Origin of the sequence: Streptomyces sp. Root1304, from assembly GCF_001426405.1 — a bacterium.
Lineage (GTDB): Bacteria > Actinomycetota > Actinomycetes > Streptomycetales > Streptomycetaceae > Streptomyces.
In genome coordinates, this window is sequence record NZ_LMEP01000001.1 from 666,009 (window position 1) to 691,955 (window position 25,947).

Here is a 25,947-nt window from a genome sequence, read left to right on the forward strand (position 1 = left end):
CACGTGCGCATCTCTCCCTCCTCGCGCCGGCTCACCGCCGCCGTGACCGCCGTGCTCGCCGTCACGCTCGGCGCAGGCGCCCTGGCCGCACCGGCCGTCGCCGCGCCGACGGCGGCCGTCGCGGGCACGGTCACCACGGCCGACACCCCGATACCCCTCCCCGACACCTCCTCGGTCCTCAGCGCGGGCCCGTCCGGCTTCCTGAGCGCGGGCCCCGCCCCCGACTCCCCGCTCTACGACCAGATCTACCGGTGGACGAGCACCGTCGACGGCACCACCCGGGTGCTGCCCACGCTGGGCGTCTACTACGGCGGGTTCTCCGACGTCGTCGTCACCAAGGAGCCCAACGGGAGCGCCTACCGGCTGTACGACATGTCGCAGCCGGGCCTCGAGTACCAGTCGTTCACGCCGAGCGGCGCGTCCACCCTCCAGGCCGTGGCCGGTTCGACGCTGGTCATGTCGTCCTGGAACGACACGGCCTCCACGGGCGAGCTGCGGCTCGTGACGCGCGGCAGCGAAGCGGCCTCCAACCGGCTGGTGACCGGGCTTCCGGACAACGCCCGGATCCTCAGGGCCGAGGCGACCTCGGCGACCGGCGCGCTCGTCCACTACACGGCGCGGGACGCGGAGTCCGTCGTCCACCACTACCTCGCCGTCGTCGACACCACCTCCGCCTCGGTGGTCGAGAAGCGCGCGATCGGCACCATGGTCCACTCCGCCGACTCGGCCCAGTCCGCCTCGCACCTGGCGTGGGTGGAGACGATGAACACGTCCGCCACCCTGCACTACGCGGAGCGCGACGGCGAGGGCGCGGGACCGGCCGGGACGCCGATCCCCCTGGGCACCGGCACCAGCACCCGGCTCGCGTTCGCCGGCCGCTGGCTGACGTACGCGGTGCCCAACGCCGACTGGGCCACCGCGCCGAACCCGCTGTTCGCGCTCACCGCCCTCGACCCCGCCACCGGCGTCAAGGCCACGCTGCTCGACGCGGCGTACTCCTCCGTCGCCGCGCCCGACGGCAGCATCCTCGTGCGCGGCGGTACGGTCGCGCAGGGCGAGGGCGTCTACCGGATCACCGACACCGGCGGCGCCACCCCGACCGTCACCATGGTCGCGAGCACCGGCCGGCCGACCGCGCTCACCCTCCTCGACACCCAGGTCCCGGCCGTCGTCGACTTCGACAAGGCCGACTCCACCGCGACCCTGCGGTGGCAGCTGTCCCGGCAGCTGGTCTCCGGCACGGTGAAGCTCCGTCACGTCCGCACGGGCAGGACGGTGCTCGAGCAGACCTTCGACTCGCCTCTCCAGGGGGCCTCCGGCACCGGCACGCTGCAGGTCACCTGGGACGACCGCAGCGGCTGGCAGCACGCCCCCAACGGCGACTACGTCTGGGAGCTGGACGCCACCCCGAAGAACGGCATCGGACCGGCCCTGAAGGCGACCGGCACGTTCAAGGTCGTCCGCAAGGCCAACGCGCACGACTTCAACGACAACGGCTCGCCCGACCTGCTCGCCCTGGACGCGTCCGGCGTCCTGTGGCGCTACGACGTCTTCCACGGCCGGATGTCCCAGGGCATCGACTCGGCCGGGCCGGTGAAGGTCGGCGCGGGCTTCCAGGCGTACAACCAGATCGAGGCCGCCGGGAACCTCGCGGGCGGTGCGGCCGGGGACTTCGTCGCCCGGGACTCCGCCGGTGTCCTGTGGAGCTTCCTCGGCAAGGGCGACGGCACCTTCACGGCCCGGACGAAGGTCGGCCCCGGCTGGGGCGCGTACAACAAGATCGCGGCGGGCTCCGACCTGACCGGCGACGGCCGCCCGGACCTCGTGGCCGTCGACGGCGCGGGCGCGCTGTGGCTGCACAAGGCGACCGGCAAGTGGGACGCCCCCTACGCGGCCCGGGTCAAGGTCGCCGCCGGCGGCTTCAACACGTACAACCAGATCACCGCCGTCGGCGACTACGCGGGCGGTACGGCCGGTGACCTGGTCGCCCGCGACACCACCGGCGTGCTGTGGAGCTTCCTCGGCAACGGCAGGGGCGGTTTCGCACCGCGCACGAAGATCGGCGGCGGCTGGAACGCGTACACCCAGCTCGTCGGCGCCGGGGACATCGACAAGGACGGTCACCCCGAGCTGGTCGCGTACGGCCGCGAGCCGCAGGTGTACATGGGCACCGGCCTGTGGTCGGCGCCGCTCGGCCAGAAGTCGTACGGCCAGCTGTTCTACGGCGAGGGCACCAAGTTCCGGAACGTCGCCTGATCCCGGTGGGGCGAGTGACCCCGGCCCACGGGCCGGCCCCACCACCCGGGCCCGCCCCACCGCCCCACCCCCGTCGCCCGCTTCCCAGGGAGAACCTCCGCGTGAACCACCGCCCCACGGCGGGGCGTCGCCTCGCCGCCGCCGTCACCGCCGTCCTCGCCGTCACGGCCGTGACGGGGACCCTGGCCGTCACTCCGGCGACGGCCGCCGCCTCCGCCACCACGGGAACGGCCGCCGCCGCGGCGATCTCCCTCCCCGACGACGCCCGGATCGTCAGCACCGGCACCCTCGGCTTCCTGTCCGCCCGGCCCGACGGCGCGGGCGGTTCTGCCTTCACCTGGACGCGCTTCGACGACGGCTCCACCGAGCCGATCTCCGGCACCGAGGGGTACGACACCGCCTCGGACGCGGTCGTGACCAGCACGCTCGGCAGCTACACCGTCCGCGACATGCGGAACAACACGCAGACGACCATCGACCCCGTCCGTGAACTGGGCCCCGGTTCCACGGTCGTCGGCGTCGTCGGCCAGATGCTCTACGTGTCGGTGCCGAGCTTCGGCTACCAGGACCTCTACCAGCTGCAGAAGCTGAACGGGGTGATGTCGAAGACGAAGATCTCGTACGGCTACGACAACACGAGCTTCCGCGTCTTCGGCAGGCCCGGCGACTACCCGCTCATCCTGGGCACCCGGGACGTCAACGGCGTCACCGCGTATTTCCACACCGTCCACAAGGGCGGGCAGATCTACGACTACATCCGGTCCGCGCAGCCCTGGGACCCGGCGACCGCGACCGGGGCGGTCGCCCCGGCGTACCTGGCGTGGACCGAGCGGACCCCGGAGGGTGCCACCACCCTCGCGGTCGAGAAGCGCGTCGGGACCGATCCGGTCCAGCGCATCCCGCTCGGCACCGGGCCCAGCGGCAGCCCCGCGGTCGTGGCCGGGTTCGTCGGTGACTGGGTCGTGTACGGGCGGCCCGGCGGCGCCACGGCGGCCGGTGTCGACCCGGTCCACGCGCTGACCGCCCGCAACGTCCTGACCGGTGAGACCGTCAAGCTGCTCGACCACCTGACGAGCACGGCGACCGGCCCGGACGGCACCCTCCTGGTGCGCGGCGGCACGCTCTCCGAGGGCGAGGGCCTGTACCGGATCTCCGACGCGGGCGGCTTCCCGATGGCCACCCTCGCGGTGAGCACCGGCGTCCCGACGGGGTTCCGTTTCCTCGGGCAGAACGTCCCCGCCGTGCTGAACACCGACATCAACCACAGCCCCACGCGCATGACATGGAACCTGTCGGCGTCCAACGTCCGTCTGGACCTGACGTTCCGGAACACGGCCACCGGCGCGTCGTTCACCCAGCGCATGTTCCTGCCGCCGACCACCACCGAGTACGTCTGGAACGGCGTCCTGACCTCCGGTGTCCCCGCCCCGAACGGGACCTACCTGTGGGAGGCCATGGCCACCCCGCTGAACGGCATCGGCGGCCCGGTCTCCGTCTCGGGCTACACCAAGCTGGCCCGCCCGCTGAACTCCCACGACCTCACCGACAACGGCTCGGCCGACCTCCTCGCCCGGGACGCCTCCGGCACCCTGTGGCGGGACGACACCTTCGACTGGTACGCCGACGGCCGTCTGTCCGTCGTGAACCGTACGAAGATCGGCGCGGGTTTCCAGGCGTACAACCTGATCGAGGCGGCGGGGAACCACGCGGGCGGTACGGCGGCGGACTTCGTCGCCCGGGACTCCGCCGGTGTGCTGTGGAGCTTCCTCGGCAAGGGCGACGGCAGCTTCGCCCCGCGCACGAAGGTCGGCCCCGGCTGGGGCGCGTACAACAAGGTCGCGGCGGGCTCGGACCTGACGGGCGACGGCCGCCCGGACCTCGTGGCCGTCGACGGCGCGGGCGCGCTGTGGCTGCACAAGGCGACCGGCAAGTGGGACGTCCCCTACGCGCCCCGCGTGCGGCTCGCGTCGGGCGGCTTCAACACGTACAACCAGATCGCGGCCGTCGGTGACGTGGCGGGCAGCGCCGCGGGCGACGTCGTCGCCCGCGACACGGCGGGCGTGCTGTGGCTGTTCCCCGGCAAGGGCGACGGCACCTTCGCCGCCCGCTCCCGGATCGGCGGCGGCTGGGCGGGCTTCTCGCAGCTCGTCGGCATGGGCGACGCGAACAACGACGGCCGGGGCGATCTCCTGGCCTACGGCCCGAACGGCGTCTACGTCTACGTGGGCACGGGCGCGGTGTCCACGCCCTTCAGCCGGACGCTGACGAACCTGTACGCGGGCGAGGGCAGCAAGTTCAACTCCCTCTCCTGATCAGGGCGTACACCCCTTCGACCCCGTGAGGGGTCGGGTACGGGAGCGGCGGATTCCGCCGCTCCCGTACCTCGTGAGGGAGACCCTCCCCGCCGACACGGTGCTCATCGGCGCCGCCCGGACGAGGATCCCCGGCGGATGGACCCCGTACGCCGACTTCGTCGGCATCGGCGACCTCGACCAGGACGGCCGCCCCGACCTGCTCGTCAACGACACCCTCGCCACGCCGTCCTACTTCCCGGGCACGGGCGACTGGCGCGCGCCGTTCGCGGCCGCCCGCGACGTCTACAGTGCGGCGGACTGGTCCGGCACGACCCTGTTCTGACCGGTCAGCGGGACGGTCGCCCAGACCGTCTTGCCGACGCACCGGTCACTGACCCCCCACGCCGACGCGAGCGCGGCGACGAGCAGCAGCCCGTAACCGCCCTCGTCCGGCTCGGCGCGGGGGGACGGCCGCCGGTCGCCCCGCGCGTCCGCCACCTCCACCCGCACGTGGTCGCCGCCCCGCCGCATCCGCACCTCGAAGTCCCGGCCGGGGACCCGCCCGTGGGACACCGCGTTACTGGCCAGCTCGGCGACGACCAGCTCGACGGCCTCGCCGCCGGGCCCGGTCACGCCCCAGTCGTGGAGCTGGTGCACGGCGAACAGCCGGGCCAGCCGGGCGCCGCGCCGGGTGGCCGACAGCCGCAGGACGAACTCACCGGTTGGAGTGGAGGTTTCGGACTTCATGCCCCCGAGCCTGGCCCCCTGGCCGTACGCTGACCAGCAGCGACGCCACGACGCTGAGTAACTGTACGGGTACGCCAAGAAGGCGGTACGGATGTCGGGGAACGAGTCGGACCGGCCGGAACGGCCCTCCGAGGTGGACGGTACGGCGCACCTTTTCCGGGCGCTGGGGAAACAGATCAAGGCACTGCGGAGAAACGCGGGCCTGAGCCAGGCGGAGCTGGCCGCCGTCACGCATTGCAGCGAGGACCTGATCTCCTCGATCGAGCGGGGTGTACGGGTCCCCCAGCCGGACTTCCTGCTCGTGGCCGACCCCGCGCTCGGGGCGGGCGGGGTGCTGGCGGCTGCGGCGGACGACGTACGGGAGGCGGTTTCCCGGGCGCGGGTGCGGCATCCGGACTGGTTCCGAAGCTTCGCGAAGGCGGAGGCGGAGGCGGTGGCGCTGCACTACTACGAGGTGCAGGCAGTGCCGGGGCTGTTGCAGACGAAGGCGTACGCACACGCCGTCATGCGCCACCGACGCCCCGTCTGGGACGAGCAGACGATCGAGAAATGGGTGTCGGACCGCCTGGGTCGCCAAACCCTCCTCGACAAGTGGCCGCCGACGACGATCAGCTTCGTCCTGGAGGAGGCCATCCTGCATCGCCCCACCGGTGGCCCGGAGGTCCACCGCGAGCAGGTGCGCCACATCTACAACATCGCCAAGCGGCACACGATCCACCTCCAGGTGATGCCGCTACTGATGAAGGAACACCCCTCGCTCGACGGCGCATTCACGCTCCTGACGCCGAAGGGTCGGCGTGAAGTGGCGTACACCGAGATCTACGGACACTCCCGGCTGATCACCGACCCGGAAGAGGTGCGCGTGTACACCGAGCGCTATGGGATCATCCGGGCGCAGGCACTCACGCCCCCCGAGTCCCTGGACATGATCGAGAAGATGCTGGGAGAGCTATGAGCACCACGGATCTGGCCTGGTTCAAGAGCAGCTACAGCAGTGGTGAGGGCGGCAACTGCATCGAAGTCGCCTACAACTGGCAGAAGTCCAGCTACAGCGACTCCGAAGGCGGCGAATGCGTCGAGGTGGCCACCCACCCCGCCGCCGTCCACGTCCGTGACTCCAAGAACCCCGGCGGCCCGCAGTTCGCCGTCGCCCCGGCGGCCTGGGCCGCGTTCCTGGACGTGGCGTCCGGCGCCTGACCGGCGCCGGGGAGCGGACCCGGGCGGGAGCGCGTACGCGTTCCCGCCCCCGGGACCCGGTGGGGCGGTCGGATAATGCCCCGACAACCCCTCCCGCCCTGCCCTATCGTCGCCCCCGATGAACAACGAACTTCCCCTCCCCCGCCGCGTCCGCTTCGTCGAGCTGAACGCGAAGGCCCTGCGGGCCCTCTCCGAGGGCGATCTCGCCGGGGGCAGTGCCGAGGCCGGGGTCGCGCTCGACCCGCACTTCGTCGGCGAACGGGCCCGCTGGATCTTCGGCTACCGCGCCGACCAGCTCGAAAGGGACCCGTCGGCCGCCCCCTGGATCACGCGGGCGGCGGTGTCGGAGCCGGACGGGACCGTCATCGGTGACGCCGGGTTCCACGGTCCGCCGGACGAGTCGGGCGTGATCGAGATCGGCTACACCGTGGTGCCGGAGCAGCGCCGCCGGGGCTACGCCCGCGCCATGGTGAGGGCGCTGCTCGCCAGGGCCGCCGCCGAGCCCGAGGTCCGTACCGTGCGGGCCACGATCGCCGCCGACAACCTGCCCTCCCTGGCCACCCTCGCGGGCTTCGGCTTCGCCCGGGTCGGGCAGCGCGAGAACGACAAGGGCGAGATCGCGTACGTCTTCGAGATCTCCGCGGAACGTTGAACCACAGTATGGATACAAGCTCTTGACGTGCATTCAGATCGCAAACCGGCTCCGCTACGCTGAGGCCCATGCAGGGGGAATCAGAAACCAGTTCTAGTTCGGACAGTTTGGGTGGCAGCGGGGCCATACCGCTGGAACCGGGGGATCCGCGACAGATCGGCGCCTTCAGGCTGCTCGGTGTCCTCGGGTCGGGAGGCATGGGCCGGGTCTATCTCGGCGCCGTCCCCGGGAAGTTCGCGGCAGTGAAGCGGGTGCTTCCCGTGCTCGCCGAGGACGCCGACTTCCTGAACCACTTCGGCCACGAACTCGACAACCTCGCCCGGCTGCCCGCCGGTGCCAACACCAAGCTGCTCGCCAGCGACCGCACGGCCAAGCCGCCGTGGTTCGCGACCGAGTTCATCCCCGGCATCACCCTCAACGAGGCGATCCGGCTGAACGGCGGCCCGCTCCCGGCCGAGGCCCTCTGGCAGCTGCTGCACCACGCGGCGGCCGGGCTCGGCGTCGTCCACGGCGCCGACATGGTCCACCGCGACCTCAAGCCGTCCAACGTCATGCTCACCGGCTCCGGCCTCTCCCTCATCGACTTCGGTGTGGCCCGCGCCGCCGACCAGAGCCGTCTGACGAAGACCGGCATGGTCATCGGGACCCCCGCCTACATGGCGCCCGAGCAGGCCGTCGCGGACCGGCAGCTGACCGGCGCCGCCGACGTCTTCGCCCTCGGCAGCCTCCTGCTCTACGCGGCCAACGGGCGCCCGCCGTTCGGTGACGGCTCCGGGCCCGACCTCCTCTACCGCGTCGTGCACGCCGAGCCGGAGTTCGGGAAGCTCACGGAGACCGATCCCGAGCTGGCCGCGCTCATCCGGACCTGCCTCGCGAAGGACCCGGCGGACCGGCCCACGGCGGCCGAGCTCGTCGAGCGGACGACCGAGCGGTCCGAGGGCGCGCTGTGGCCCGCCGCCGTCGGTGAACGGATCGCGGAGCGAGCCGTGTTCGCCGCCGAGACGCCCACCGCCGAGCACCTGGCGGAGCTGGCGAAGGCGGAGCCCGCCGAGGACGTGGCCACGGCCTCCCTCACCCCGCAGGCCGGCGCGAAGGAGCCCGCCACCGCGTCGCCCGACCAGCTCGGCGTCCTCACCGGACCCGCCGCCGGGCAGCGGGAAAAGAAGCGGCGGAACCGGTTCATCATGCTGGGCGTGCCGGTCGTCGTGGCGACCGGCACGACGCTGACGGTCGCCCTCGGCCCGTACGGCGTCGACCGGCTGGGCGCGGACGGGCCCTCCTCCGCGTCGCCGTCCGTGGTGGCCTCGCAGCCCGCGAACGTACCGCCGTCGTCCAAGCCCGGCTCGCCGTCGGCGAAGACCCCGGGCGTCAAGCCCACGTCCCCGCCGCCGGGCACCACGCCCGGCGCCCCGCCGCCCGCCAACGCGGCGGGTGGTGGCGCGGCGGCCGGTGGCGGCGCGGGCGGTACGGGCACCCTGCCGGGCGGCGGGGGCGGAGGCGGGGCGGGCAGTGGCTCCGGTTCCGGCAGCGGGTCCGGCTCGGGCAGCGGTTCGGGCGGCGGCACGACCGCGCCGTCCGGCGGCGGAACGACGCCCAAGCCCACCACCCGGCCGCCCACGTCGAACCCGACGACCCAGCAGCCCGCGCCCCCGCCGGCGACCGGCGGCTCGGCGCCCTCGGGGACGTACTCCATCGAGAGCGTCTCCAACGGGGAGTGCCTGGCCGAGACCAACCCCGGATACGCGATCCTGGCCTACACCTCGCCGTGCGGCGAGCCGGCCACCAGCGGCACGATCTCCTACGCCTGGATCTACCGGTCCCAGGCGAACGGCACCTTCCGGCTGGTCAACAAGCAGTCGGGTCACTGCCTCCAGCCGGAGGGGACCCCCGGCTTCACGGCCAAGGCCTGCAACGGCTCCAGCCTCCAGTCCTGGAAGATCAACAGCAAGTCGTCCGCCGGGATGACCATCAAGAACATGAGCAGCGGCCAGTGCATGGTCGCCGGGCCGCCGTTCATGATGCAGTACACCTGCGACCCGAGCAGCAGGACCCAGCTCTGGAAGAACATCTCGCCGGTCTAGGCGGGACGGCCGGCTCAGGTGGCGGCGGTGGTGGCGGTGGCGGTCGTGAAGACCGGGACGGTCACCCCTCCCTCCGCGCCCTCCGCGCCCTCCGTGCGGAAGGCGACCCGGAGTTCCATCCCGATCCGGAGGTCGTCCTCCGCCACGTCGACGACCTCCGTCATCATGCGCGGCCCCTCCGCGAGGTCGACGACGGCGGCGACGTACGGGACGCGCCCGCCGAAGGGCGGGAGGTCGTTCCGGTGGACGACCGACCAGGTGTAGAGGGTGGCCCGGCCGCTCGCCCCCTCCCAGTGGACGTCCTCGCTCCAGCAGTGGGGGCAGAACTCGCGCGGGTAGTGGTGGACGCGGTCGCAGGCGGCGCAGCGGCGCAGCAGCAGCCGGCCCTCGGCGGCGGCGTCCCAGTAGGGGCGGGTGAAGGCGTCGATGTCCGGGAGGTTCGCCGGGGTGGCCGTCATCAGAAGAGTCCGATCGCGGAGTCGAGGGACCAGGTCTGCCAGGACAGGGCGAGGAGCGCGACGAGCGAGATCAGCGCCATCATCGCGTTCTGCCCCTGCTCGGCCCAGTCGTGGATCATCAGGACGAGGTAGAGGAGGTTGAGGAGGAGACCGCCGACGAGGGCGACGGGGGTGAGGAACCCGACGACGAGGCCGAGCCCGAGGGCGAGTTCCGCGTAGACGACGACGTACGCCATGAGCTTGGGGCGCGGGGCGACGACGGCCTCGAAGCCCTTCTTGACCTGCGGCCACTTGTGCTTGCCCGCGACGTCGGCGGCCCAGGCGATCCCGGTGCCGCGCTCGAACCAGCCCTTCTTGTCCTTGTGGCGCCAGCTCTCCAGCCACCACAGGCCGAGGCCGATGCGGAGGACGGCGAGCCATTCGGCGCCGGTGAGCCAGACGGTCTGCATGCGCGCGTCCTCTCGACGAGCTGATCTGACGGTACGTCAGTTCAGCGCAGGGCGGGCGGGAAGCGCAAGGGGTGGGGACGCGGGGCCGGAGCTTCGGGTGCGGCCGGACCGGGCCGCCGGGCGCGGGACATGGGCGGGCGTGACCGATTCGCAACCGAAATCCCTCTTGGTCGAGACCCACTACGTGTACACGTCATTACGCTCAGCATTCATGGCCACCACCCCCCATCCCTCCTCCGTCCACCCCGTCTACGTCATCGGCGGCGGCCCCGGCGGACTCGCGGTCGCCGCCTCGCTCCGCGAGCGGGGCGTCCGGGCCGTCGTCCTGGAGAAGTCCGACGCGGTCGGCGCCTCCTGGCGCACCCACTACGACCGGCTGCGGCTGCACACCACCCGGCGCCTCTCGGCGCTCCCGGGGCTGCGCATGCCCCGCTCCTTCGGGCGCTGGGTCGCCCGCGCGGACGTGGTCCGCTACCTGGAGAAGTACGCCGAGAAGCACGAACTGGAGATCGTGACGGGCGTCGAGGTCTTCCGCGTCGACCGGGCCGGCGGGGACTGGGTCCTGCACGCGACGGGCGGGCGGCGGCTCACCGCGAGCGCGGTGGTCGTGGCCACCGGCCACAACCACACCCCGCGCCTGCCCGAGTGGCCGGGCCTGGCCGCGTACGAGGGCGAGCTGAGCCACGCCCGGAAGTACCGCAACCCGGAGCCGTACACCGGGAAGGACGTGCTCGTCGTCGGCATCGGCAACACCGGTGCGGAGATCGCCGCCGACCTCGCGGAGGGCGGGGCGAAGCGCGTCCGGCTGGCCGTGCGGACGGTCCCGCACCTGGTGCGCCGGACGACGGCCGGCTGGCCCGCCCAGCGCTCCGGCATCCTCGTCCGGCGGCTGCCGGCGGCGCTCGTGGACCGGCTGGGCGCGCTGATGGCCCGGTTCGCGTCGCCGGACCTCACGGCGTACGGGCTGCCCCGGCCGGGCACCGGTCTCGCCACCCGGCAGCGGGAGGGCGCGATCCCGGTGCAGGACGTGGGCCTGGTCGCCGCCGTAAGGGCGGGCAAGGTCGAGATCGTGGCGGCCGTGGAGGACCTGGAGGGCCCGGACGTCCTCCTCGCGGACGGCACCCGCATCACCCCGGACGCGGTCATCGCGGCCACGGGCTACCACCGGGCCCTGGAACCCCTCCTGGGCCACCTGGACGTCCTGGACGCCCGGGGCAAGCCACTGGCGCACGGGGCGCGGTGCGCGCCGGACGCGCCGGGGCTGTACTTCACGGGCTTCACGAACCCGATCAGCGGGATGTTCAGAGAACTGGCGATCGACGCGGAGCGGATAGCGCGGCGGATCGCGCGGCGGTCGGGGCGGGCGGGTCGGTCGGACGCGGCCTGAGACACGGGCCGCCTTGGGCGGTGCCGGACGCGACCCGACGTACGTACGGCGGTGAAAGGCGGTGCCCCGCCCCGGGGGAACAGGGGCGGGGCACCGGCTGATCCCGGGGGGGGAACGGGATCAGAACGCGGTGAGGCCCTGCCAGCCCCAGCCGATCTTGACGCGCTGCGCGAGCGAGCCGCCGCCGTCGCCGTCGTACCGCCACAGGTTGCCGGAGCCGTCGCGGGCGAGCAGGTCGGGGACGCCGTCGCCGCTGAGATCTCCGACGCCGACCAGCGCCATGCCCTTCCAGCCCCAGCCGATCTCCTCCCGGGCGCCCATCCCCATCCAGTAGGCGTACTGGTCGCCGTTGTCGGACACGCCGATGACGTACCGGTCGCCGTCCTGCCCGAGCGGGCCGACACCGGTCAGCCGGTAGGAGCCGAAGCCGGAGCCGCGGCCCCGGGCCGCCTGGAGGCCGCCGCGGGCTCGCGCCGGTCCGTGCCGTCGGGGTTGACCGAGACCAGGGTGCTGACGCGGACCCCGTTCACGTCCTTGTGCTCGGTGAAGACCGCGCGGGGCCTCGGGGGCACCGGGGCGGCGGCCTGGGCGGGCGGCGCCGTGACCGCGGCGAGCGCGGCGGAGGAGGCGAGGACGGCCAGGGCGGTGCCGAGGGCGCGGCGGCGGCCCGGGGCGCGGGAGGTGCGAGTGGTGCGGTCGGTGTGGGTGGTGCGGTTCAAGAAGCCCCCCAGGGCTGAGTCGTCGGACACGGGGACGTTCATGCTCTCGGACGCTGCTCGTTCCATGTCGGACGCCGTGCGTTCGTCGTCGTCCAGGGGGTGAGACCGCCCGGTCCCCCGTACGGTTGTACGGAATGTCCCGGCGGGATCCGGCCGGGGCTCTCCGGCCGGATCCGGCTTCCCCGCGCACACCTATTCCTGACTACCCGTCAGTTCTGTAATCTGACTAAGTGTCAGCTTCATAGGGATGATGGGTGAAGGGCGGGCGGAACATTGCTTGGATCGACTCACGGCACCTTCACGACCGATCTCCGCGCCCGCGTGGTCGCCTGCGGAGAACCGGACCGGGCGACCGTGCACGGCGTCACCGCCGCCCCCGGCGACCTGGACGTGAGCGGGCGTCCGCTGCACGCGCCCGTACCCGACCTCGACCGGTTCTTCCGGCCCGGGTCCGTCGCCGTCGTCGGCGCCTCGGACACCGAGGGCCGGCCGAACACCGGGATCACCCGGCAGCTGCTCGCCTGGGCCGAACGCGTCGGCGCCCGGCTCATACCCGTGCACCCGACCCGTACCAGCGTCTTCGGGATCGACTGCGTGCCGTCCGTCGGCGACCTCACCGAACCCGTCGACCTCGCCGTCCTCCTCGTCGCTGACCCGCTGCCGGTCATCGAGCAACTCGCCGAGACCAAGGTGAAGTTCGCGGTCGCCTTCGCCTCCGGCTTCGCCGAGACCGGGGCGGCCGGCGCCGCCGCGCAGGAACGCCTCGCCGCCGCCGTGCGCCGCTCCGGGATCCGCCTCCTCGGCCCCAACACCAACCTCAACGCCTTCGAGCGCTTCCGCGACGACCTCGAAGGCCCCGCCGTCGCCCTCATCACCCAGTCCGGCCACCAGGGGCGGCCCGTCTTCACCCTCCAGGAGCTCGGCGTCCGCCTCTCCCACTGGGCACCCACCGGCAACGAAGCCGACCTGGAGACCTCCGACTTCCTCTCGTACTTCGCCGGACGGCCCGAGGTCGGCGCCATCGCCTGCTACGTCGAGGGGCTCAAGGACGGCCGCTCCTTCCTCCTCGCCGCCGACCGGGCGGCCCGCCAGGGCGTCCCCGTCGTGGCCGTCAAGGTCGGCCGCACCGAGACCGGGGCCCGTACCGCCGCCTCCCACACCGGCAAGCTCACCGGCGCCGACCGGGTCGTCGACGCCGCCATGCGCCAGTTCGGGGTGATCCGGGTCGACGGGCTCGACGAGCTCCAGGACACCGCGGCGCTGCTCGCCCGCGCCCGCGCGCCGCGCGCCGACGGCGTCGTCGTCTACTCGATCTCCGGCGGCACCGGCGCCCACTTCGCCGACCTCGCCACGGCGGCGGGGCTCGACATCCCCACCCTCCCGCAGGCCAAGCAGGACGAACTCCACCAGTGGATCCCGGAGTACCTGAACGTCGCCAACCCCGTCGACAACGGCGGCCACCCGGTGGGCGACTGGCGCGGCCGGAAGATCATCGACGCGATCCTCGCCGACCCCTCCGTCGGCGTCCTCATCTGCCCCATCACCGGCCCCTTCCCGCCCATGAGCGACAAGCTCGCCCAGGACCTCGTCGACGCCGCCGAGGCGACGGACAAGCTGGTGTGCGTGGTCTGGGGCTCCCCGGTCGGCACGGAGGAGGCGTACCGCACGACCCTCCTCGGCTCCTCGCGCGTCGCCACCTTCCGCACCTTCTCCAACTGCATCGGCGCCGTGAAGGCCTATCTCGACCACCACCGCTTCAGCACCGCCTACCGCTCCCCCTTCGACGAGGCCCCCCGCACCCCCTCCCCCTCGCTCCGCAAGGCGCAGGCCCTCATGCGGCCCGGCCGGCGGCTCAGCGAGCACGCGGCGAAGCAGCTCCTGCGGGCGTACGGGATACGGGTGCCGCGCGAGCAGCTCGTCACCAGCGCGGCGGCGGCCGTCCGGGCCGCCGGGCTCGTCGGCTACCCGGTGGTGATGAAGGCCTCGGGCGCGCAGCTCGCCCACAAGACGGAACTGGGCCTGGTCAAGGTCGGGCTCACCTCGGCCAGCCAGGTCCGGGACGCGTACCGCGAACTCACCGACATCGCCCGCTTCGAGGAGATCGACCTCGACGGCATCCTGGTCTGCCAGATGGTCGGGCGCGGGGTCGAGATGGTGGTGGGCGTGACCCGCGACGAACTCTTCGGCCCGACGGTCACGGTCGGCCTCGGCGGGGTCCTGGTGGAGGTCCTCAACGACACGGCCGTACGGGTCCCGCCGTTCGGGGAGCGCGAGGCCCGCTCGATGCTCGACGAACTGCGCGGCCGGGCGCTGCTCGACGGCGTACGGGGAGCGCCACCCGCCGACATCGACGCGCTCGTCGAGGTCGTCCTGCGGGTGCAGCGGATGGCGCTGGAACTCGACGGCGACCTCGCCGAACTCGACATCAACCCGCTGATGGTGCTGCCGCGCGGGCAGGGCGCGGTCGCCCTGGACGCGCTGGCGGTCTGCCGATAGGAGCCCTTGCGATGTCCGACGTACTCCACACCGTCGAGAACGGCGTCTCGTGGATCACGCTCAACCGGCCCGAGGCGATGAACGCGGTCACCTGGGACCAGCGGGAACGGATCATCGCCCTGCTCGCTGAGGCCTCCGCCGACCCGGACGTACGGGCGGTGGTGGTGACGGCGACGGGCCGCGGCTTCTGCGCGGGCGCGGACCTGCGGGGCGCGCCGGCCGCTTCCGGTGAACGGGTGGTGGGGGACGTGGCCCGGATGATCCGGCAGGGCGCCCAGCGGTTCGTCGCGGCGGTCATGGACTGCGAGAAGCCGGTGATCGCGGCGGTGAACGGGACGGCGGCGGGCATCGGCGCGCACCTGGCGTTCGCGTGCGACCTGGTGATCGCGGCGGAGTCGGCGCGGTTCATCGAGGTGTTCGTCCGGCGGGGTCTGGTGCCGGACGGCGGCGGGGCGTATCTGCTGCCGCGGCTGATCGGGCCGCAGCGGGCGAAGGAACTGCTGTTCTTCGGGGACGCGGTGACGGCGGCGGAGGCGCGGGAACTGGGCCTGGTGAACCGGGTCGTCCCGGCGGAGGAACTGCCGAAGACGGCCCGGGAGTGGGCCGAACGCCTGGCCCAGGGCCCGACGCGGGCGCTCGCCCTGACGAAGCAGCTGGTGAACGCGTCCCTGGACGCGGACCGGGCGACGGCCTTCGCGGCGGAGGCGACGGCGCAGGAACTGAACATGACGACGAGGGACGCGCAGGAGGGGGTGGCGAGCTTCGTGGAACGGAGGGAGGCGCGGTACGAGGGGAAATAGTCCCGCGACGATGTCCGGGGCTGCCCGTAGGGTGTGACGCGCATATGACACGCACCGCTCCGGGGGGAACGGAACAATGCCGAACTTCGCGCGTTCTCGCGTGAGATCCAGACGATCCGCGAGAACGCTCCTGCTCGTACCTGCCCTGCTGACAGCCCTCGTGGGACCGATGCTGCCGACCGGTACGGCGGTGGCGGCGACAGCCGCGCCGACCGCATCGCCGTCGACCGCGTCGCCGTCGCCCACTTCGCCGTCGGTTCCGGTCGCCCAGGCTCCGGACGAGCCCACGCCCGAGCCGTCGGCCACCACCGATCCGACGCCGACCACCGATCCCACGCCCGACCCGACGCCCACCGCCGCTCCCTGTCCCGCGCTGCCGCTCGCGACGCTCGGCGACCCGGGCGACGCGAGCGACGCGGTCAAGCAGGTCGACATCGAGTCGAAGGGCACCGCCTGCTTCACCGTCACCGTCGACAAGCCCGGCACGCACCGCATCCTCGTCGACGGCAGCCACGACACCTACCCGGAGATCTACGCGGGCGAGGACCGGGTCGCGTGCCAGGACTGGGTCTACAAGGCCGCCTGGTGCGACCTGCCCGTCGGCGAGTACACGCTCAAGCTCACCAACAACGGCTGGTCGGCCGCCAGGAACCGGGTCGCCCTCGTTCCGCTGATGGCGACCGCCCCGGGCGACTGCCCCGCCGTCCCCGGCACCGGATACGACACGGCCCCCGCGACCGGCACGGGCGCAGGACCGATGGGCGTCGTCTGCCACAGCTTCACCGCCGCCCCGGGCGAGCGGATCACGAAGGAGATCCGGCGCGCCGCCTACGGCGACGCCGCCGCGTGGATCTCCGACGCGACCGGCAGGCGCCTCTGCGCGGAGCGCAACCAGGACGGCTCCGAGGGCTGTGTACTGCCCGAAGGCAGCAGCGGATACCGCGTCTACGGGATCGTCGCCGACCAGGAGGACGGCACCCGCTCCCCGTACACCCTGAAGGTCCGCCGCCTGTCCGACCCGGCGGGCTGCGCCACCGTCGCCCCCTCCGTCTACGGCATCGCGCCGGACCGGTCCGGGCCCGCGACCGGCTGCAAGACCCTCACGCCCACCGTTTCCGGCCCCTACGACGTGCGTTCCGTGGACGAGCAGGGCAACCGCGGCAGCGTCTCCATGTACCTGAAGGACGGCACCTACGCCTGCCGGGGCTACGACGCCTCCTGCTCACTCACGGCGGGCACGACGTACACCGTCCTCACCGACGACGCCGTCCAGGCCTTCGGCCGTGGCTCCACCGAGGGCTGCGTGGACGGGGTCGCGCTCGCCGCCACGTACCGGGGCACGTTCTCCGCGCCCGGTGAGGTCGACTGTCTGAACCTGCCGGTGCCGGCCGGCTCGCACCTCGCCATCCTGTCGGACCGCACCACCGACATCACGGTGTACGACGCGACAGGCGTCGAGCAGTGCCTCTACGCCACGAACCTGTGGGACGCCACCTGCGTGCTCGGCGGCACCGCCCCCTACCGGGCGGTCGTCACCGACGAGGACGTGTACGAGGGCGGCGACGGGTACGCCCTCGTCGTCCACCGGACCGACGCGCCCTCCGCCTGCCAGACCTTCGCCGCCGCCGATTTCAGCGCGGCCCCGGCCCGGTCGGTCGTGAAGACCGGTGACGGCGTCTTCGCCGACTGCCTGACGATCCCCGCCGGCAGCCACTCCGCCAAGGAGCTGTTCCGCATCGCGCAGGGCGCCGGTGGTTCGCCCGCCGAGGCCGTCGTGGTGGACGCGGCGGGCAAGGTCGCCTGCGAGATCCGCACCTACTACAGCTCCTTCTCGACCTGCCCCCTGACCCCGGGCCTCGCCCACACGGTCCTGGTCCAGGGCCGTGACACGGCCGCAGAGACCCTGCTGACCCGCCAGGACGTCACCGCCACCGCGCGCGGCTGCGTCACCACCCCGGCCGTCGCCGTAGGCGGCCCCTCCACCGAGGGCGTCACCGCCGCGCCCGGCGACTTCCTGTGCCGCCGGGTCACGACGACCGCCGCCGGGGACACCCTGCACCTGGACGTGCGGGACGCGGACCAGTCCGTCCGGCTCATGGCCTTCGACGCCAAGGGCACGGCGGGCTGCGACTACTTCGCGGACGGCTGCGCCATCACCGGCTCGGCCGCCTACCAGGTGCTGCTCCAGGTCCCGGCGGACGGCACCGGCCCCGCCGCCTACCGGCTCGACGCCGCCCGCATCGGCACGCCGACCGGGCCCGCCCCGGAGTGCGGCAAGGTGGCGAACGCGAGCTACGGCTTCGGTCCGCTCACCGGAACCCTCAGCGAACAGCACTCCACGCTGTGCTGGGCGCTCCCGACCGGTGCGGGCGACAACTTCGACGTCGCGCTCAGCCCGGCCGGCACGTTCGAGACCATGCCGCGGCCCCGGATGTACGACGTGAGCAGCCGGGTGAACTTCTGCGGCCGCTTGTACACGAGCGAGGGCGAGGTGTACCGCTGCGGCATCGCGGGCTCGTACCCGAAGACGGCCAAACCGACCACGCTCGTGTTCGGCCTGCCGAACCAGCCGGCGCAGGCGTCCACGCCCGTCAAGGCGCAGTTCACCTGCACCGGCGCGGTCTGCGGCACCGACGAGCGCTCCGTCGGCACCGTCGGCCCGACAACGGTCGGCCGGGGCAAGGTCTCGATGACCGTCACCGGCTCGGCGCTGCCCGACTCCGCCAAGGTCGTCCTGACGGACGGATCGTTCCGGGCCGAGTCCACTACGGTCTCCGTCGCGCCGGACCGGCGAAGCATGACGGTGGGCCTGGACCTGACGAACGCGCCGCTCGGCTCGCTGAGCGCCAGTGTGTACGTGTTCGGCGCGCAGTACATGAAGCCGTCGGTGACCGTCGTTGCCGCCCTCCGAAACACCGCCGCACCCGGGTTCTCCGGCACGGCGGTCGTCGGCGGGACGGTGGCGGCGAAGCCCGGATCGTGGTCGCTGCCGGTGGACTCGCTCGCGTACCAGTGGCGTGCGAACGGCGTCGCCGTCGCGGGGGCCACAGCCGCCACGTACACGATCCCCGCCGCCCTTCAGGGCAAGCCGCTGTCCGTGGCCGTCACCGCCCGCAAGGCCGGGCACCCCTCCGTCACCGCCGTCAGTCCGGCCGTGGTCGTCAAGGGGCTCGCCCCCAAGCCGACCCGCGTGCCCTACATGACCGGGTACGCGCGCGTCGGCGGGACCGTTTCCGCCGTCGTCGGGGCCTGGGCGCCCGCGCCCACCTCGTACGCCTACCAGTGGCGGGTCGACGGGCTCGCGATCCCCGGTGCCACCGGGGCGCGTTACGTCCTCCCGGCCGCCGCCCGCGGCAAGAAGCTGACCGTCACCGTGTACGCCCTCCGCACCGGGCACCTGACCGGTTCGTACACCTCGGCCGGCTACACCGTCGGCTACGGCCTCGCGCCGAAGGCGACCGTCGCGCCGTACGTCACCGGCACGGTCAGGGTCGGGCGGACCCTCACCCTGAACCGGGGCACGTGGACGCCGGCACCGACCTCGTACACGTACCAGTGGTACGCGAACGGGCGGGCCATCACCGGCGCAACGAAGACCTGGCTCACGCTCGGCAAGGCCCAGCGCGGGACGCGGATCACCGTCAAGGTGACCGCCTACCGGACCGGCCACACGGCGGGCGTCGCCTGGACCCGTTCGACGGGTGCGGTCGCCGGGTGATCCCGACCGCCTAGCGCACGCTCATCCAGCAGCCCCCGGGGCGACGGCCGGTCCGTCGCGCCGGGGGCTGTGGCGTACGGCGGCGGGCGGCGGCCCGGCGGCTCCCGGGGGCTTCCCATCTGACGATGCGTCAGTTTCAATGGGTGACGTGATGGGACACGCGGGGATGGCGGCCACCGCCGTCCGACACCTGAGAGCGGCCGGTTCGCCGACGGCCGTGGAACCACTGCCCAGGCCGGTACTGCGCGCGGTACGGGAGGACGAGCGACCGCCCGTCGACCCGGCCGAATTCCGCCGCGTCCTCGGCCACTTCGCGAGCGGCGTCACGATCGTGACCGCGCTCGACCCGGAAGGACCGGCCGGCTTCGCCTGCCAGTCCTTCGCCTCCCTCTCCCTCGACCCGCCCCTGGTCGCCTTCATGGTCGCCCGTACGTCGACGACCTGGCCCCGGATCGCGAGCGCGGGCACCTTCTGCGTCAACATCCTGGGCGCGGACCAGGGCGGCCTGTGCCGCGCGTTCGCGGTGAGCGGCGCGGACAAGTTCGCGGGCGTCGACTGGACCCCCGCCCCGACGACGGGCGCACCCCGCCTGACGGGAACGCCCGCCTGGATCGACTGCACGATCACGGCGGTGCACACGGGGGGCGACCACCTGATCGTGGTCGGCCGGGTGGAATCCCTGGGGTCGGAGGAGGAGGACGGGGGGCCACTGCTGTTCCACCGGGGGAAGTTCGGCCGGTTCAGCGGCGCCTAGGCTGTCGCGCCCTCCGTACGGGGGCGCTATCCACGCCCGTGCCCGGGGGCTGAGGGGGGTTCAGTCGCCGATCAGGCCCGCGTACACCCCGATCCCGCCCAGTGTGAAGACCGTCAGGACCACCAGCGCGCCCCACACCAGGAGCGAGACGAAGTAGCCCCTGCGGGCCGGGCGGGTCAGGAGGGTCGCCGCGGACAGGCAGGCCGCCGCCAGGGGCCAGCCCTGCCGGCCCGTCAGCGGGAGGACCAGCGCGCCCGCCGCGGCCGACAGGAGCAGCTGCCAGCCGAGCGGACGGCCTCCGAACCTGCGCGCCAGGTCCTCGCCGAGCAGCACCGTCGGGAGCACGATCACCGCGGAGACCACCAGGGCCGGCAGCAGTGCCATCAGCGGCAGGAACGGGAGGAACAGCAGCGTCAGCGCGCTGACGCGTTCCTCCCCCGGCTCCGCCTGCCCGGCGTCCCCGAACACCACCCCCAGGGCCAGCGCCAGCGCCCCTTCGAGGAACAGCGCAAGCACCGACGCCCACAGCATCCGGGCATGCGTCCGACCGTCGTCCGGACCGCTCATCGCGATCACCCCCGGCGGTCATCATGCTCCTGCCGGGGACACCGTTCCCGTCCGGGGTCGCCTGATGACCAGCGCCATCAGGGCCGCCGCCGCGCACAGCGCGCCCGAGGCGTACCAGACCACGTCGTACGTGCCGAAGACGTCACGGGCCACCCCGCCCGCGAAGGCGACGACCGCCGCCCCGACCTGGTGCGAGGCGAGCACCCAGCCGAAGACGATCGCCGAGTCCTCCCCGTAGTGCTCGCGGCACAGCGCGATCGTCGGCGGGACCGTCGCCACCCAGTCGAGGCCGTAGAAGACGATGAAGAACAGCATCGGCGGGTGCACGGTCGGCGCGAGCAGCACCGGCAGGAAGAGCAGCGAGATCCCGCGGAGCGCGTAGTAGACCGCGAGGAGCCGCCGCGCCTCGAAACGGTCGGTGAACCAGCCCGAGGCGATCGTGCCGACCACGTCGAACACCCCGATCACGGCGAGCAGTCCGGCCGCCGCCGTGACCGGCATGCCGTGGTCGTGCGCCGCCGGCACGAAGTGGGTCTTGACCAGGCCGTTCGTGGACGCGCCACAGATCGCGAAGGTGCCCGCGAGGAGCCAGAAGGGGCCGGTGCGGGCCGCCTTGAAGAGGACGGTGACGGCCCGGCGCGCGGCGCCCGGCACGGGGGCGGGCTTCTCCGCGTACTCCCCGCCGTACGGGGCGAGTCCCACGTCCGCCGGGTGGTCCCGCAGCAGCAGCCAGACGAACGGCACGACGGCGAGCGCCGCGAGGGAGACCGTCACGGCGGCCGGTCGCCAGCCGTGGTGCTCGACCAGCCAGGACAGCAGCGGCAGGAAGACGAGTTGCCCGGACGCCCCGGCCGCGGTGAGGATGCCGGTCACCAGGCCCCGGCGGGCGACGAACCAGCGGTTGGTGACGGTCGCGGCGAAGGCCAGCGCCATCGAGCCGCTGCCGAGTCCGACGAGGACGCCCCAGAAGAGCACCAGCTGCCACGCGGCCGTCATCCACACCGTGAGGACCGATCCGGCGGAGATGATCGTCAGCGCGACGGCGACGACCCGGCGGATGCCGAAACGGTCCATCAGGGCCGCGGCGAAGGGGGCGGTGAGGCCGTAGAGGGCGAGGTTCACCGAGACGGCGAAGCCGATCGTGCCCCGCGACCAGTCGAACTCGGTGTGCAGGGGCTCGATCAGCAGACCCGGCAGGGAGGCGAAGGCGGCGGCGCCGATGATCGTGACGAAGGTGACCGCCGCGACGAACCAGGCACGGTGGACGCGGGAGTCGCGGGCCGGTCCGGCAGGGGTACGGGCAGGGGTCTCGGTTGTCTGGGCCATGCCACTGAGCCTCCCGTGTGCGCCCCGCCCCGGCCATTGGCCCGACTGACAGCTTTCGAACGGATCGGGACACGGGCGCGAGCAACGGACCAGAGGGGTGTACCCCTCCGGGAGGCTCGGGCAGGCTGAGGCGCAAGCTCATCCGCTTCCAGCAGCTCTTCGAGGAGGACGGCGCCGTGGGCCGCCCGGCGGAGGTCCCGCTGAGCGGACGGTTCCGGCACCGGCTGTTCCGGGACGAAGCCCTCGTGGCCCCGCAGCCGTCGCCGGACGGCCGGTGGCGCGTGCGGCTCGTGCTCGCCGCCCACGGCCGGTTCCCGCTGCGACTGGTCGCCGCCGTGGGACTGCGCCTGTTCCGGTCCCGTATCGACCGCGAACTCGGGACGGCCCTCGGCCGCGCCGCCGCCCGCTGGGACGCCGTCGTCCCCGCCCTGACCGCCCTGCACGGCGAGGCACTGCGCCGCCGCGTCCTGGAAGACCCGGCCCCTAAGCCGGCACCGAACCCGGAGCCGAAGCCCTGGGCAGCGTCCTGATCGGCCGTACCGCCAGCAGCGCCGCCACCACCAGTACCGCGATCCCCGCCCCCGTCAGCAGCACCCGCTCCGTCCCGACCGCCGCCGCCACCGGGCCCGACAGGGTGCGGCCGACGCCCATCATCAGCAGCGAGCCGGCCACGTCGTACGCGTGCATCCGGTTCAGCGCCTCCTGCGGCACGTGGGTCTGGACGGACGTCGACCACATCACCAGCCAGAAGGCGAAGGCCGCCCCGCCGATGAACTGGCCCGCGCCGAGCAACGCCACCGGCGCGCCCAGGCCGAGCAGGACGAGGTTGACGGGGAGGCCGAGGAGGGCGACCGCACCCGACGCGAGGGGGCGGCGCGGGCGCAGCCGGAGGGCGAGGAGGCCGCCGACCGCGCTGCCCGCGCCGTTGATCGCCATGAGCACGCCGTACGCGGCCGAGCCGTGGTCCTCGGTGACCAGGCTCGCGGTGAGCGGCACCATGGGGCCCGCGACGGTCAGCCCGTACACCGTCCAGATGGAGATGACCCCCCAGAGCCAGTTGCGGGACCGGAACTCCCGCCATCCGCCCACGAGTTCGGCACCGAGCGAGTCGCGTCGCAGGGAGTCGGACGGGATCGGCGCGATCCGCATCAGAGCGAGGCAGAGGGCGCTGACCGCGAACGTCACGCCGTTGACGGCGAACGCGGCGCCCGCGTTCCACACGGCGACGAGCACGCCCGCCGCCGCCGGTCCCGCCATGATCATGAGGGCTTCGACGACCCGCAGGACGGCGTTGGCGCGCTGCACGTCCGGGGCGATGCGCGGGATCGTGGAGGCGACCCCCGGCTGGAAGAGCGCGGCGCCGATTCCGCTGAGGACGGAGAGGGCGTAGACCGCCCACAGCGGCGGGCTGCCGAGGGCGAAGGAGACGGCGAGGACGGCGGCGCCGGGGAGCCGCAGCAGGTCCGCGAGGATCATCATGCGGCGGGCCGTGAACCGGTCGGCGAGGACGCCGCCGAAGAGGACGAAGAGGGCGAAGGCGGCGGTCCAGCCGCCGAGCGCGTACCCGACGGTGGAGCCGGAGTGACCGGCGCCGAGGAGTCCGGCGGCGAAGGCCACCGGGACCATGCCCTCGCCGAAGACGGCGACCGCGCGGGCGACGAAGAAGAGCCGGAAGTTACGGTTCCACAGTGCGGGCGGCTCGGCCGGGGCGGGAATCCGCTCGGCGGCCTCAGACTTGTACGTGTTGTCCGTCACGAAGACGAACAGCTACCAGCCAGCTGGTCTACACCACCACTGATTTTCCGATGGGAGCACCGCCCGTGCCGTCTCCGCACCGCGTCGCCGTGCTCGCCCTGCCCGGCCTCCTCCCCTTCGAACTGGGCATCCCCCACCGGATCTTCGGCCGCGCCCGCGACGCGGAGGGCCGGCTGCTGTACGAGATCGTCACCTGCGCGCCGGTCGCCGGGCCCGTACCCACGGACGCCGACTTCTCGGTGCACGTCGAGCACGGCCCGGAGGCCCTCGCCACCGCCGACACGGTCGTCGTACCGGCCTCGTACGAGCTGGGCCCGGTCTACGACGAGGGCCGGCTCCCCGGGGACCTGGCCGCCGCCCTCGCCCACATCCGGCCCGGCACCCGGCTGGTCTCCATCTGCACCGGCGGGTACGTGCTCGCCGCCGCGGGCTTCCTCGACGGCCGCCCGGCCACCACGCACTGGTCCTCGGCCGCGCACTTCCAGCGGCTCTTCCCGCGCGTACGGGTCGACGCGGACGTGCTGTTCGTCGACGACGGCGACGTGCTCACGTCTGCGGGGGTGGCCGCCGGGATCGACCTGTGCCTGCACATCGTGCGCCGCGACCACGGCACGGCGGTCGCGAACGACGTCGCCCGCCGGACGGTCGTCCCGCCGCACCGGGACGGCGGCCAGGCCCAGTACATCGAGCGTCCGGTGCCGGAGACGGGCACCCACACCACGACGGCGGCGCGGGCCTGGGCGCTCGCCCACCTCCACGAGCCGATCCAGCTGCGGGACCTGGCCGAGAAGGAGGCGATGAGCGTACGGACGTTCACCCGCCGGTTCCGGGACGAGGTCGGCATCAGCCCCGGCCAGTGGCTCACCCAGCAGCGCGTGGAGCGCGCCCGGTACCTCCTGGAGTCCACGGGGCTGCCGGTGGACCGGGTGGCGCGGGACGCGGGCTTCGGCACGGCGCAGTCCCTCCGGGTGCACCTGATGAGCGCGATCGGGGTGACCCCGACGTCCTACCGGCGGACCTTCCGCACGGGCGCGGACGCGTCGGCCTGACCGTCCGGCGCCGGCAGGACGTCGCCCCGACCGTCCGGCGCGGACGCCTCCCCCTCCCCCACGAGCTTCGGCGTCTCGCGGTCGAGCCTTCGCTCCCCCACCGCCCCCACGACCGCCAGCAGCACCGTCAGCCCCACCCCGTAGAGGATCGCCGTCGAGGGGGCGACCACCTTGAGCAGCCCGCCCGCGAGGGCCCCGCTCGCCGCGTATCCGGCGCCGACGGCCGCGTACATCACGGAGTACCCGGCGGCGAGCGCGGACGGCGGCAGGAGCCGCCGCAGGGCCAGGTTCCGCGCGAGGCCGGCGGGGGCCTGGCAGAGGCCGGCGACGACCAGGGCGACCGCGATGGCGGCCGTCCACGGCAGGACGGCGACGAGCGCGACGCCCGAGGTCACCACGAGGACGAGGACGAAGGACTGCCCGAGCAGCGAGCCCGGCCAGTTCCCCCGCAGGCCGTAGACGAACGCGCCGACCGCCGAGCCGATCGAGAACCCGGCGAGCAGCGGCCCCACCCACCCGATGCCGATCCCGCGCTGTTCGAGCAGGGCGGGCAGGATCAGCTCGGCGAGCGCCAACAGGGTCAGTCCGGCGGCCCCCAGGACGTACACCGGCCAGGCCCGCAGCAGCGCCCGCCGCGCGGCCCCGCCGTCCTCCCCGGCCGCCGCCTGCTCCCATCCGGCGGGCAGCAGCCACAGTCCGGCGACACCGAGCGCCATCGACACCGCCGAGAGCACCAGCGGTACGGCGGGGTCGACGCCGAGCGCCAGTCCGGTGACGAGCGCGGGCGCGGCGGCCCAGATGGCGAAGGTGAGCACCGACTCCATGCTCATGGCCTGGGTGACGGCCCGCTCCGGGACCAGGCTGGTGAGGAGGGCCCGCAGCCCGCCGGGCACGGCGGCGGGCCCGGCGCCCGCGAACAGCGCGAGGACGGCGAGGACCACCGGGTGCGCGCCCGGCAGGAGCCCGAGGCCCGCGAACCCGGCGGCGCCCACCGCGAGCCCGGCGGCGAGCTGCGGCCGGGCCCGCCCGGCGTTCATCCGCATGCCGAGGACGGGGGCGGCGACGATCTCGCCGATGACGTACGCGGCGGCGAGCGCCGCCCCCAGCGAGTAGCCCCCGGGCCGCTCCCGCACCAGGAACACGAGCGCGAGCGGCGCCATGGCGACGGGCAGTCTGCTGGTGACGGTGACGCCCGACCAGAAGAGGACGGAACGGGTGGCTAGCTCGCGGTAGGACATGGCC

The 25,947-nt window shown here is 73.4% G+C and carries 23 protein-coding genes; 14 read left to right on the forward strand and 9 right to left on the reverse strand.

Annotated elements, in window-relative coordinates; translation table 11 throughout:
• The first annotated feature begins 3 nt into the window (after window positions 1-3).
• The 3 genes from ASD33_RS03020 (at window position 4) to ASD33_RS03030 (ending at window position 4,893) form a co-directional block, all read left to right on the forward strand.
• Window positions 4-2,256: a VCBS repeat-containing protein gene (locus ASD33_RS03020; protein WP_056552688.1), complete on the forward strand. Its 2,253-nt coding sequence runs from the start codon at window positions 4-6 to the stop codon at window positions 2,254-2,256.
• Window positions 2,257-2,357: 101 nt separating this feature from the next.
• A complete protein-coding gene (locus ASD33_RS03025; RefSeq protein ID WP_056552691.1) occupies window positions 2,358-4,568 on the forward strand; it encodes a VCBS repeat-containing protein in 2,211 nt (736 codons plus the stop codon).
• Between the two features lie 73 nt (window positions 4,569-4,641).
• Window positions 4,642-4,893 (forward strand): hypothetical protein, encoded by a 252-nt coding sequence (locus ASD33_RS03030; RefSeq protein ID WP_056552693.1) that lies wholly within the window; start codon window positions 4,642-4,644, stop codon window positions 4,891-4,893.
• Here ASD33_RS03030 and ASD33_RS03035 read toward each other — a convergent pair.
• Complete coding sequence (locus ASD33_RS03035; protein WP_056552696.1) at window positions 4,854-5,297, reverse strand: ATP-binding protein; 444 nt, start codon at window positions 5,295-5,297, stop codon at window positions 4,854-4,856. The two genes, ASD33_RS03030 and ASD33_RS03035, sit on opposite strands and share 40 nt — an antisense overlap.
• 91 nt (window positions 5,298-5,388) lie before the next feature.
• Here ASD33_RS03035 and ASD33_RS03040 point away from each other — a divergent pair, with 91 nt between their 5' ends.
• From ASD33_RS03040 to ASD33_RS36705, 4 genes are all read left to right on the forward strand, one after another.
• Window positions 5,389-6,252: a helix-turn-helix transcriptional regulator gene (locus tag ASD33_RS03040; RefSeq protein ID WP_056552699.1), complete on the forward strand. Its 864-nt coding sequence runs from the start codon at window positions 5,389-5,391 to the stop codon at window positions 6,250-6,252.
• Window positions 6,249-6,494, forward strand: coding sequence for a DUF397 domain-containing protein (locus ASD33_RS03045; RefSeq protein WP_056552702.1), 246 nt, complete (start codon window positions 6,249-6,251; stop codon window positions 6,492-6,494). The genes ASD33_RS03040 and ASD33_RS03045 overlap by 4 nt, the downstream gene beginning before the upstream one ends.
• 118 nt (window positions 6,495-6,612) lie before the next feature.
• Entirely contained in the window at window positions 6,613-7,146 is a 534-nt protein-coding gene (locus ASD33_RS03050; RefSeq protein ID WP_056552704.1) for a GNAT family N-acetyltransferase, read from the forward strand.
• Window positions 7,147-7,214: 68 nt separating this feature from the next.
• Window positions 7,215-9,227 carry a protein kinase gene (locus ASD33_RS36705; RefSeq protein ID WP_277922077.1) on the forward strand — a complete coding sequence of 671 codons (2,013 nt, stop codon included), beginning with the start codon at window positions 7,215-7,217 and terminating at the stop codon, window positions 9,225-9,227.
• Between the two features lie 14 nt (window positions 9,228-9,241).
• Here the strand turns inward: ASD33_RS36705 and ASD33_RS03060 are convergent, their stop codons facing one another.
• Window positions 9,242-9,685 carry a Zn-ribbon domain-containing OB-fold protein gene (locus tag ASD33_RS03060; RefSeq protein ID WP_079044506.1) on the reverse strand — a complete coding sequence of 148 codons (444 nt, stop codon included), beginning with the start codon at window positions 9,683-9,685 and terminating at the stop codon, window positions 9,242-9,244.
• Window positions 9,685-10,134 (reverse strand): DoxX family membrane protein, encoded by a 450-nt coding sequence (locus ASD33_RS03065; RefSeq protein WP_056552707.1) that lies wholly within the window; start codon window positions 10,132-10,134, stop codon window positions 9,685-9,687. Before ASD33_RS03065 ends, ASD33_RS03060 begins: the two co-directional genes overlap by 1 nt.
• A 211-nt stretch (window positions 10,135-10,345) precedes the next feature.
• On the opposite strand from ASD33_RS03065, the gene ASD33_RS03070 reads away from it, so the two are divergent.
• A complete protein-coding gene (locus ASD33_RS03070; RefSeq protein WP_056552710.1) occupies window positions 10,346-11,521 on the forward strand; it encodes an NAD(P)/FAD-dependent oxidoreductase in 1,176 nt (391 codons plus the stop codon).
• Window positions 11,522-11,641: 120 nt separating this feature from the next.
• On the opposite strand, the gene ASD33_RS03075 is transcribed toward ASD33_RS03070, so the two are convergent.
• Both ASD33_RS03075 and ASD33_RS03080 read right to left on the reverse strand, forming a co-directional pair.
• A complete protein-coding gene (locus ASD33_RS03075) occupies window positions 11,642-11,881 on the reverse strand; it encodes a hypothetical protein (protein ID WP_056552713.1) in 240 nt (79 codons plus the stop codon).
• 47 nt (window positions 11,882-11,928) lie between these two features.
• Entirely contained in the window at window positions 11,929-12,240 is a 312-nt protein-coding gene (locus ASD33_RS03080; RefSeq protein WP_157869982.1) for a hypothetical protein, read from the reverse strand.
• Window positions 12,241-12,513: 273 nt separating this feature from the next.
• Here ASD33_RS03080 and ASD33_RS03085 point away from each other — a divergent pair, with 273 nt between their 5' ends.
• From ASD33_RS03085 to ASD33_RS03100, 4 genes are all read left to right on the forward strand, one after another.
• Complete coding sequence (locus ASD33_RS03085) at window positions 12,514-14,736, forward strand: acetate--CoA ligase family protein (protein WP_056552719.1); 2,223 nt, start codon at window positions 12,514-12,516, stop codon at window positions 14,734-14,736.
• Window positions 14,737-14,747: 11 nt separating this feature from the next.
• Window positions 14,748-15,536: an enoyl-CoA hydratase-related protein gene (locus ASD33_RS03090; protein WP_056552721.1), complete on the forward strand. Its 789-nt coding sequence runs from the start codon at window positions 14,748-14,750 to the stop codon at window positions 15,534-15,536.
• A gap of 100 nt (window positions 15,537-15,636) precedes the next feature.
• Window positions 15,637-19,254 carry a hypothetical protein gene (locus ASD33_RS35340; RefSeq protein WP_157869983.1) on the forward strand — a complete coding sequence of 1,206 codons (3,618 nt, stop codon included), beginning with the start codon at window positions 15,637-15,639 and terminating at the stop codon, window positions 19,252-19,254.
• Between the two features lie 139 nt (window positions 19,255-19,393).
• Window positions 19,394-20,008: a flavin reductase family protein gene (locus tag ASD33_RS03100; protein WP_242426813.1), complete on the forward strand. Its 615-nt coding sequence runs from the start codon at window positions 19,394-19,396 to the stop codon at window positions 20,006-20,008.
• Window positions 20,009-20,068: 60 nt separating this feature from the next.
• Here the strand turns inward: ASD33_RS03100 and ASD33_RS03105 are convergent, their stop codons facing one another.
• Together ASD33_RS03105 and ASD33_RS03110 are read right to left on the reverse strand one after the other, a co-directional pair.
• Window positions 20,069-20,575, reverse strand: coding sequence for a hypothetical protein (locus tag ASD33_RS03105; protein ID WP_157869984.1), 507 nt, complete (start codon window positions 20,573-20,575; stop codon window positions 20,069-20,071).
• A 21-nt stretch (window positions 20,576-20,596) separates the two neighbouring features.
• On the reverse strand, window positions 20,597-21,901 hold the full coding sequence (locus ASD33_RS03110) for an MFS transporter (RefSeq protein ID WP_056552730.1): 1,305 nt from the start codon (window positions 21,899-21,901) through the stop codon (window positions 20,597-20,599).
• A gap of 176 nt (window positions 21,902-22,077) precedes the next feature.
• Here ASD33_RS03110 and ASD33_RS03115 point away from each other — a divergent pair, with 176 nt between their 5' ends.
• Entirely contained in the window at window positions 22,078-22,431 is a 354-nt protein-coding gene (locus tag ASD33_RS03115) for a hypothetical protein (RefSeq protein WP_056552733.1), read from the forward strand.
• Here ASD33_RS03115 and ASD33_RS03120 read toward each other — a convergent pair.
• Window positions 22,385-23,617, reverse strand: a complete 1,233-nt coding sequence (locus ASD33_RS03120; RefSeq protein WP_199863446.1) for an MFS transporter — start codon at window positions 23,615-23,617, stop codon at window positions 22,385-22,387. The genes ASD33_RS03115 and ASD33_RS03120 overlap by 47 nt on opposite strands.
• Before the next feature lie 89 nt (window positions 23,618-23,706).
• On the opposite strand from ASD33_RS03120, the gene ASD33_RS03125 reads away from it, so the two are divergent.
• Window positions 23,707-24,705, forward strand: a complete 999-nt coding sequence (locus tag ASD33_RS03125) for a helix-turn-helix domain-containing protein (protein WP_056552740.1) — start codon at window positions 23,707-23,709, stop codon at window positions 24,703-24,705.
• On the opposite strand, the gene ASD33_RS03130 is transcribed toward ASD33_RS03125, so the two are convergent.
• Window positions 24,663-25,943, reverse strand: coding sequence for a hypothetical protein (locus ASD33_RS03130; protein WP_056552743.1), 1,281 nt, complete (start codon window positions 25,941-25,943; stop codon window positions 24,663-24,665). The genes ASD33_RS03125 and ASD33_RS03130 overlap by 43 nt on opposite strands.
• Window positions 25,944-25,947 lie beyond the last annotated feature (4 nt).

Excerpts from the sequence above, each read along its gene's own strand:
- ASD33_RS03130 (WP_056552743.1), bottom strand. The coding sequence starts at position 25,943 with ATGTCCTACCGCGAGCTAGCCACCCGTTCCGTCCTCTTCTGGTCGGGC.
- ASD33_RS03040 (WP_056552699.1), top strand. The coding sequence starts at position 5,389 with ATGTCGGGGAACGAGTCGGACCGGCCGGAACGGCCCTCCGAGGTGGAC.
- ASD33_RS36705 (WP_277922077.1), top strand. The coding sequence starts at position 7,215 with ATGCAGGGGGAATCAGAAACCAGTTCTAGTTCGGACAGTTTGGGTGGC.
- ASD33_RS03125 (WP_056552740.1), top strand. The coding sequence starts at position 23,707 with ATGGGAGCACCGCCCGTGCCGTCTCCGCACCGCGTCGCCGTGCTCGCC.
- ASD33_RS03065 (WP_056552707.1), bottom strand. The coding sequence starts at position 10,134 with ATGCAGACCGTCTGGCTCACCGGCGCCGAATGGCTCGCCGTCCTCCGC.
- ASD33_RS03070 (WP_056552710.1), top strand. The coding sequence starts at position 10,346 with ATGGCCACCACCCCCCATCCCTCCTCCGTCCACCCCGTCTACGTCATC.
- ASD33_RS03050 (WP_056552704.1), top strand. The coding sequence starts at position 6,613 with ATGAACAACGAACTTCCCCTCCCCCGCCGCGTCCGCTTCGTCGAGCTG.
- ASD33_RS03100 (WP_242426813.1), top strand. The coding sequence starts at position 19,394 with ATGGGTGACGTGATGGGACACGCGGGGATGGCGGCCACCGCCGTCCGA.
- ASD33_RS03105 (WP_157869984.1), bottom strand. The coding sequence starts at position 20,575 with ATGAGCGGTCCGGACGACGGTCGGACGCATGCCCGGATGCTGTGGGCG.
- ASD33_RS03060 (WP_079044506.1), bottom strand. The coding sequence starts at position 9,685 with ATGACGGCCACCCCGGCGAACCTCCCGGACATCGACGCCTTCACCCGC.
- ASD33_RS03110 (WP_056552730.1), bottom strand. The coding sequence starts at position 21,901 with ATGGCCCAGACAACCGAGACCCCTGCCCGTACCCCTGCCGGACCGGCC.
- ASD33_RS03090 (WP_056552721.1), top strand. The coding sequence starts at position 14,748 with ATGTCCGACGTACTCCACACCGTCGAGAACGGCGTCTCGTGGATCACG.
- ASD33_RS03035 (WP_056552696.1), bottom strand. The coding sequence starts at position 5,297 with ATGAAGTCCGAAACCTCCACTCCAACCGGTGAGTTCGTCCTGCGGCTG.
- ASD33_RS03045 (WP_056552702.1), top strand. The coding sequence starts at position 6,249 with ATGAGCACCACGGATCTGGCCTGGTTCAAGAGCAGCTACAGCAGTGGT.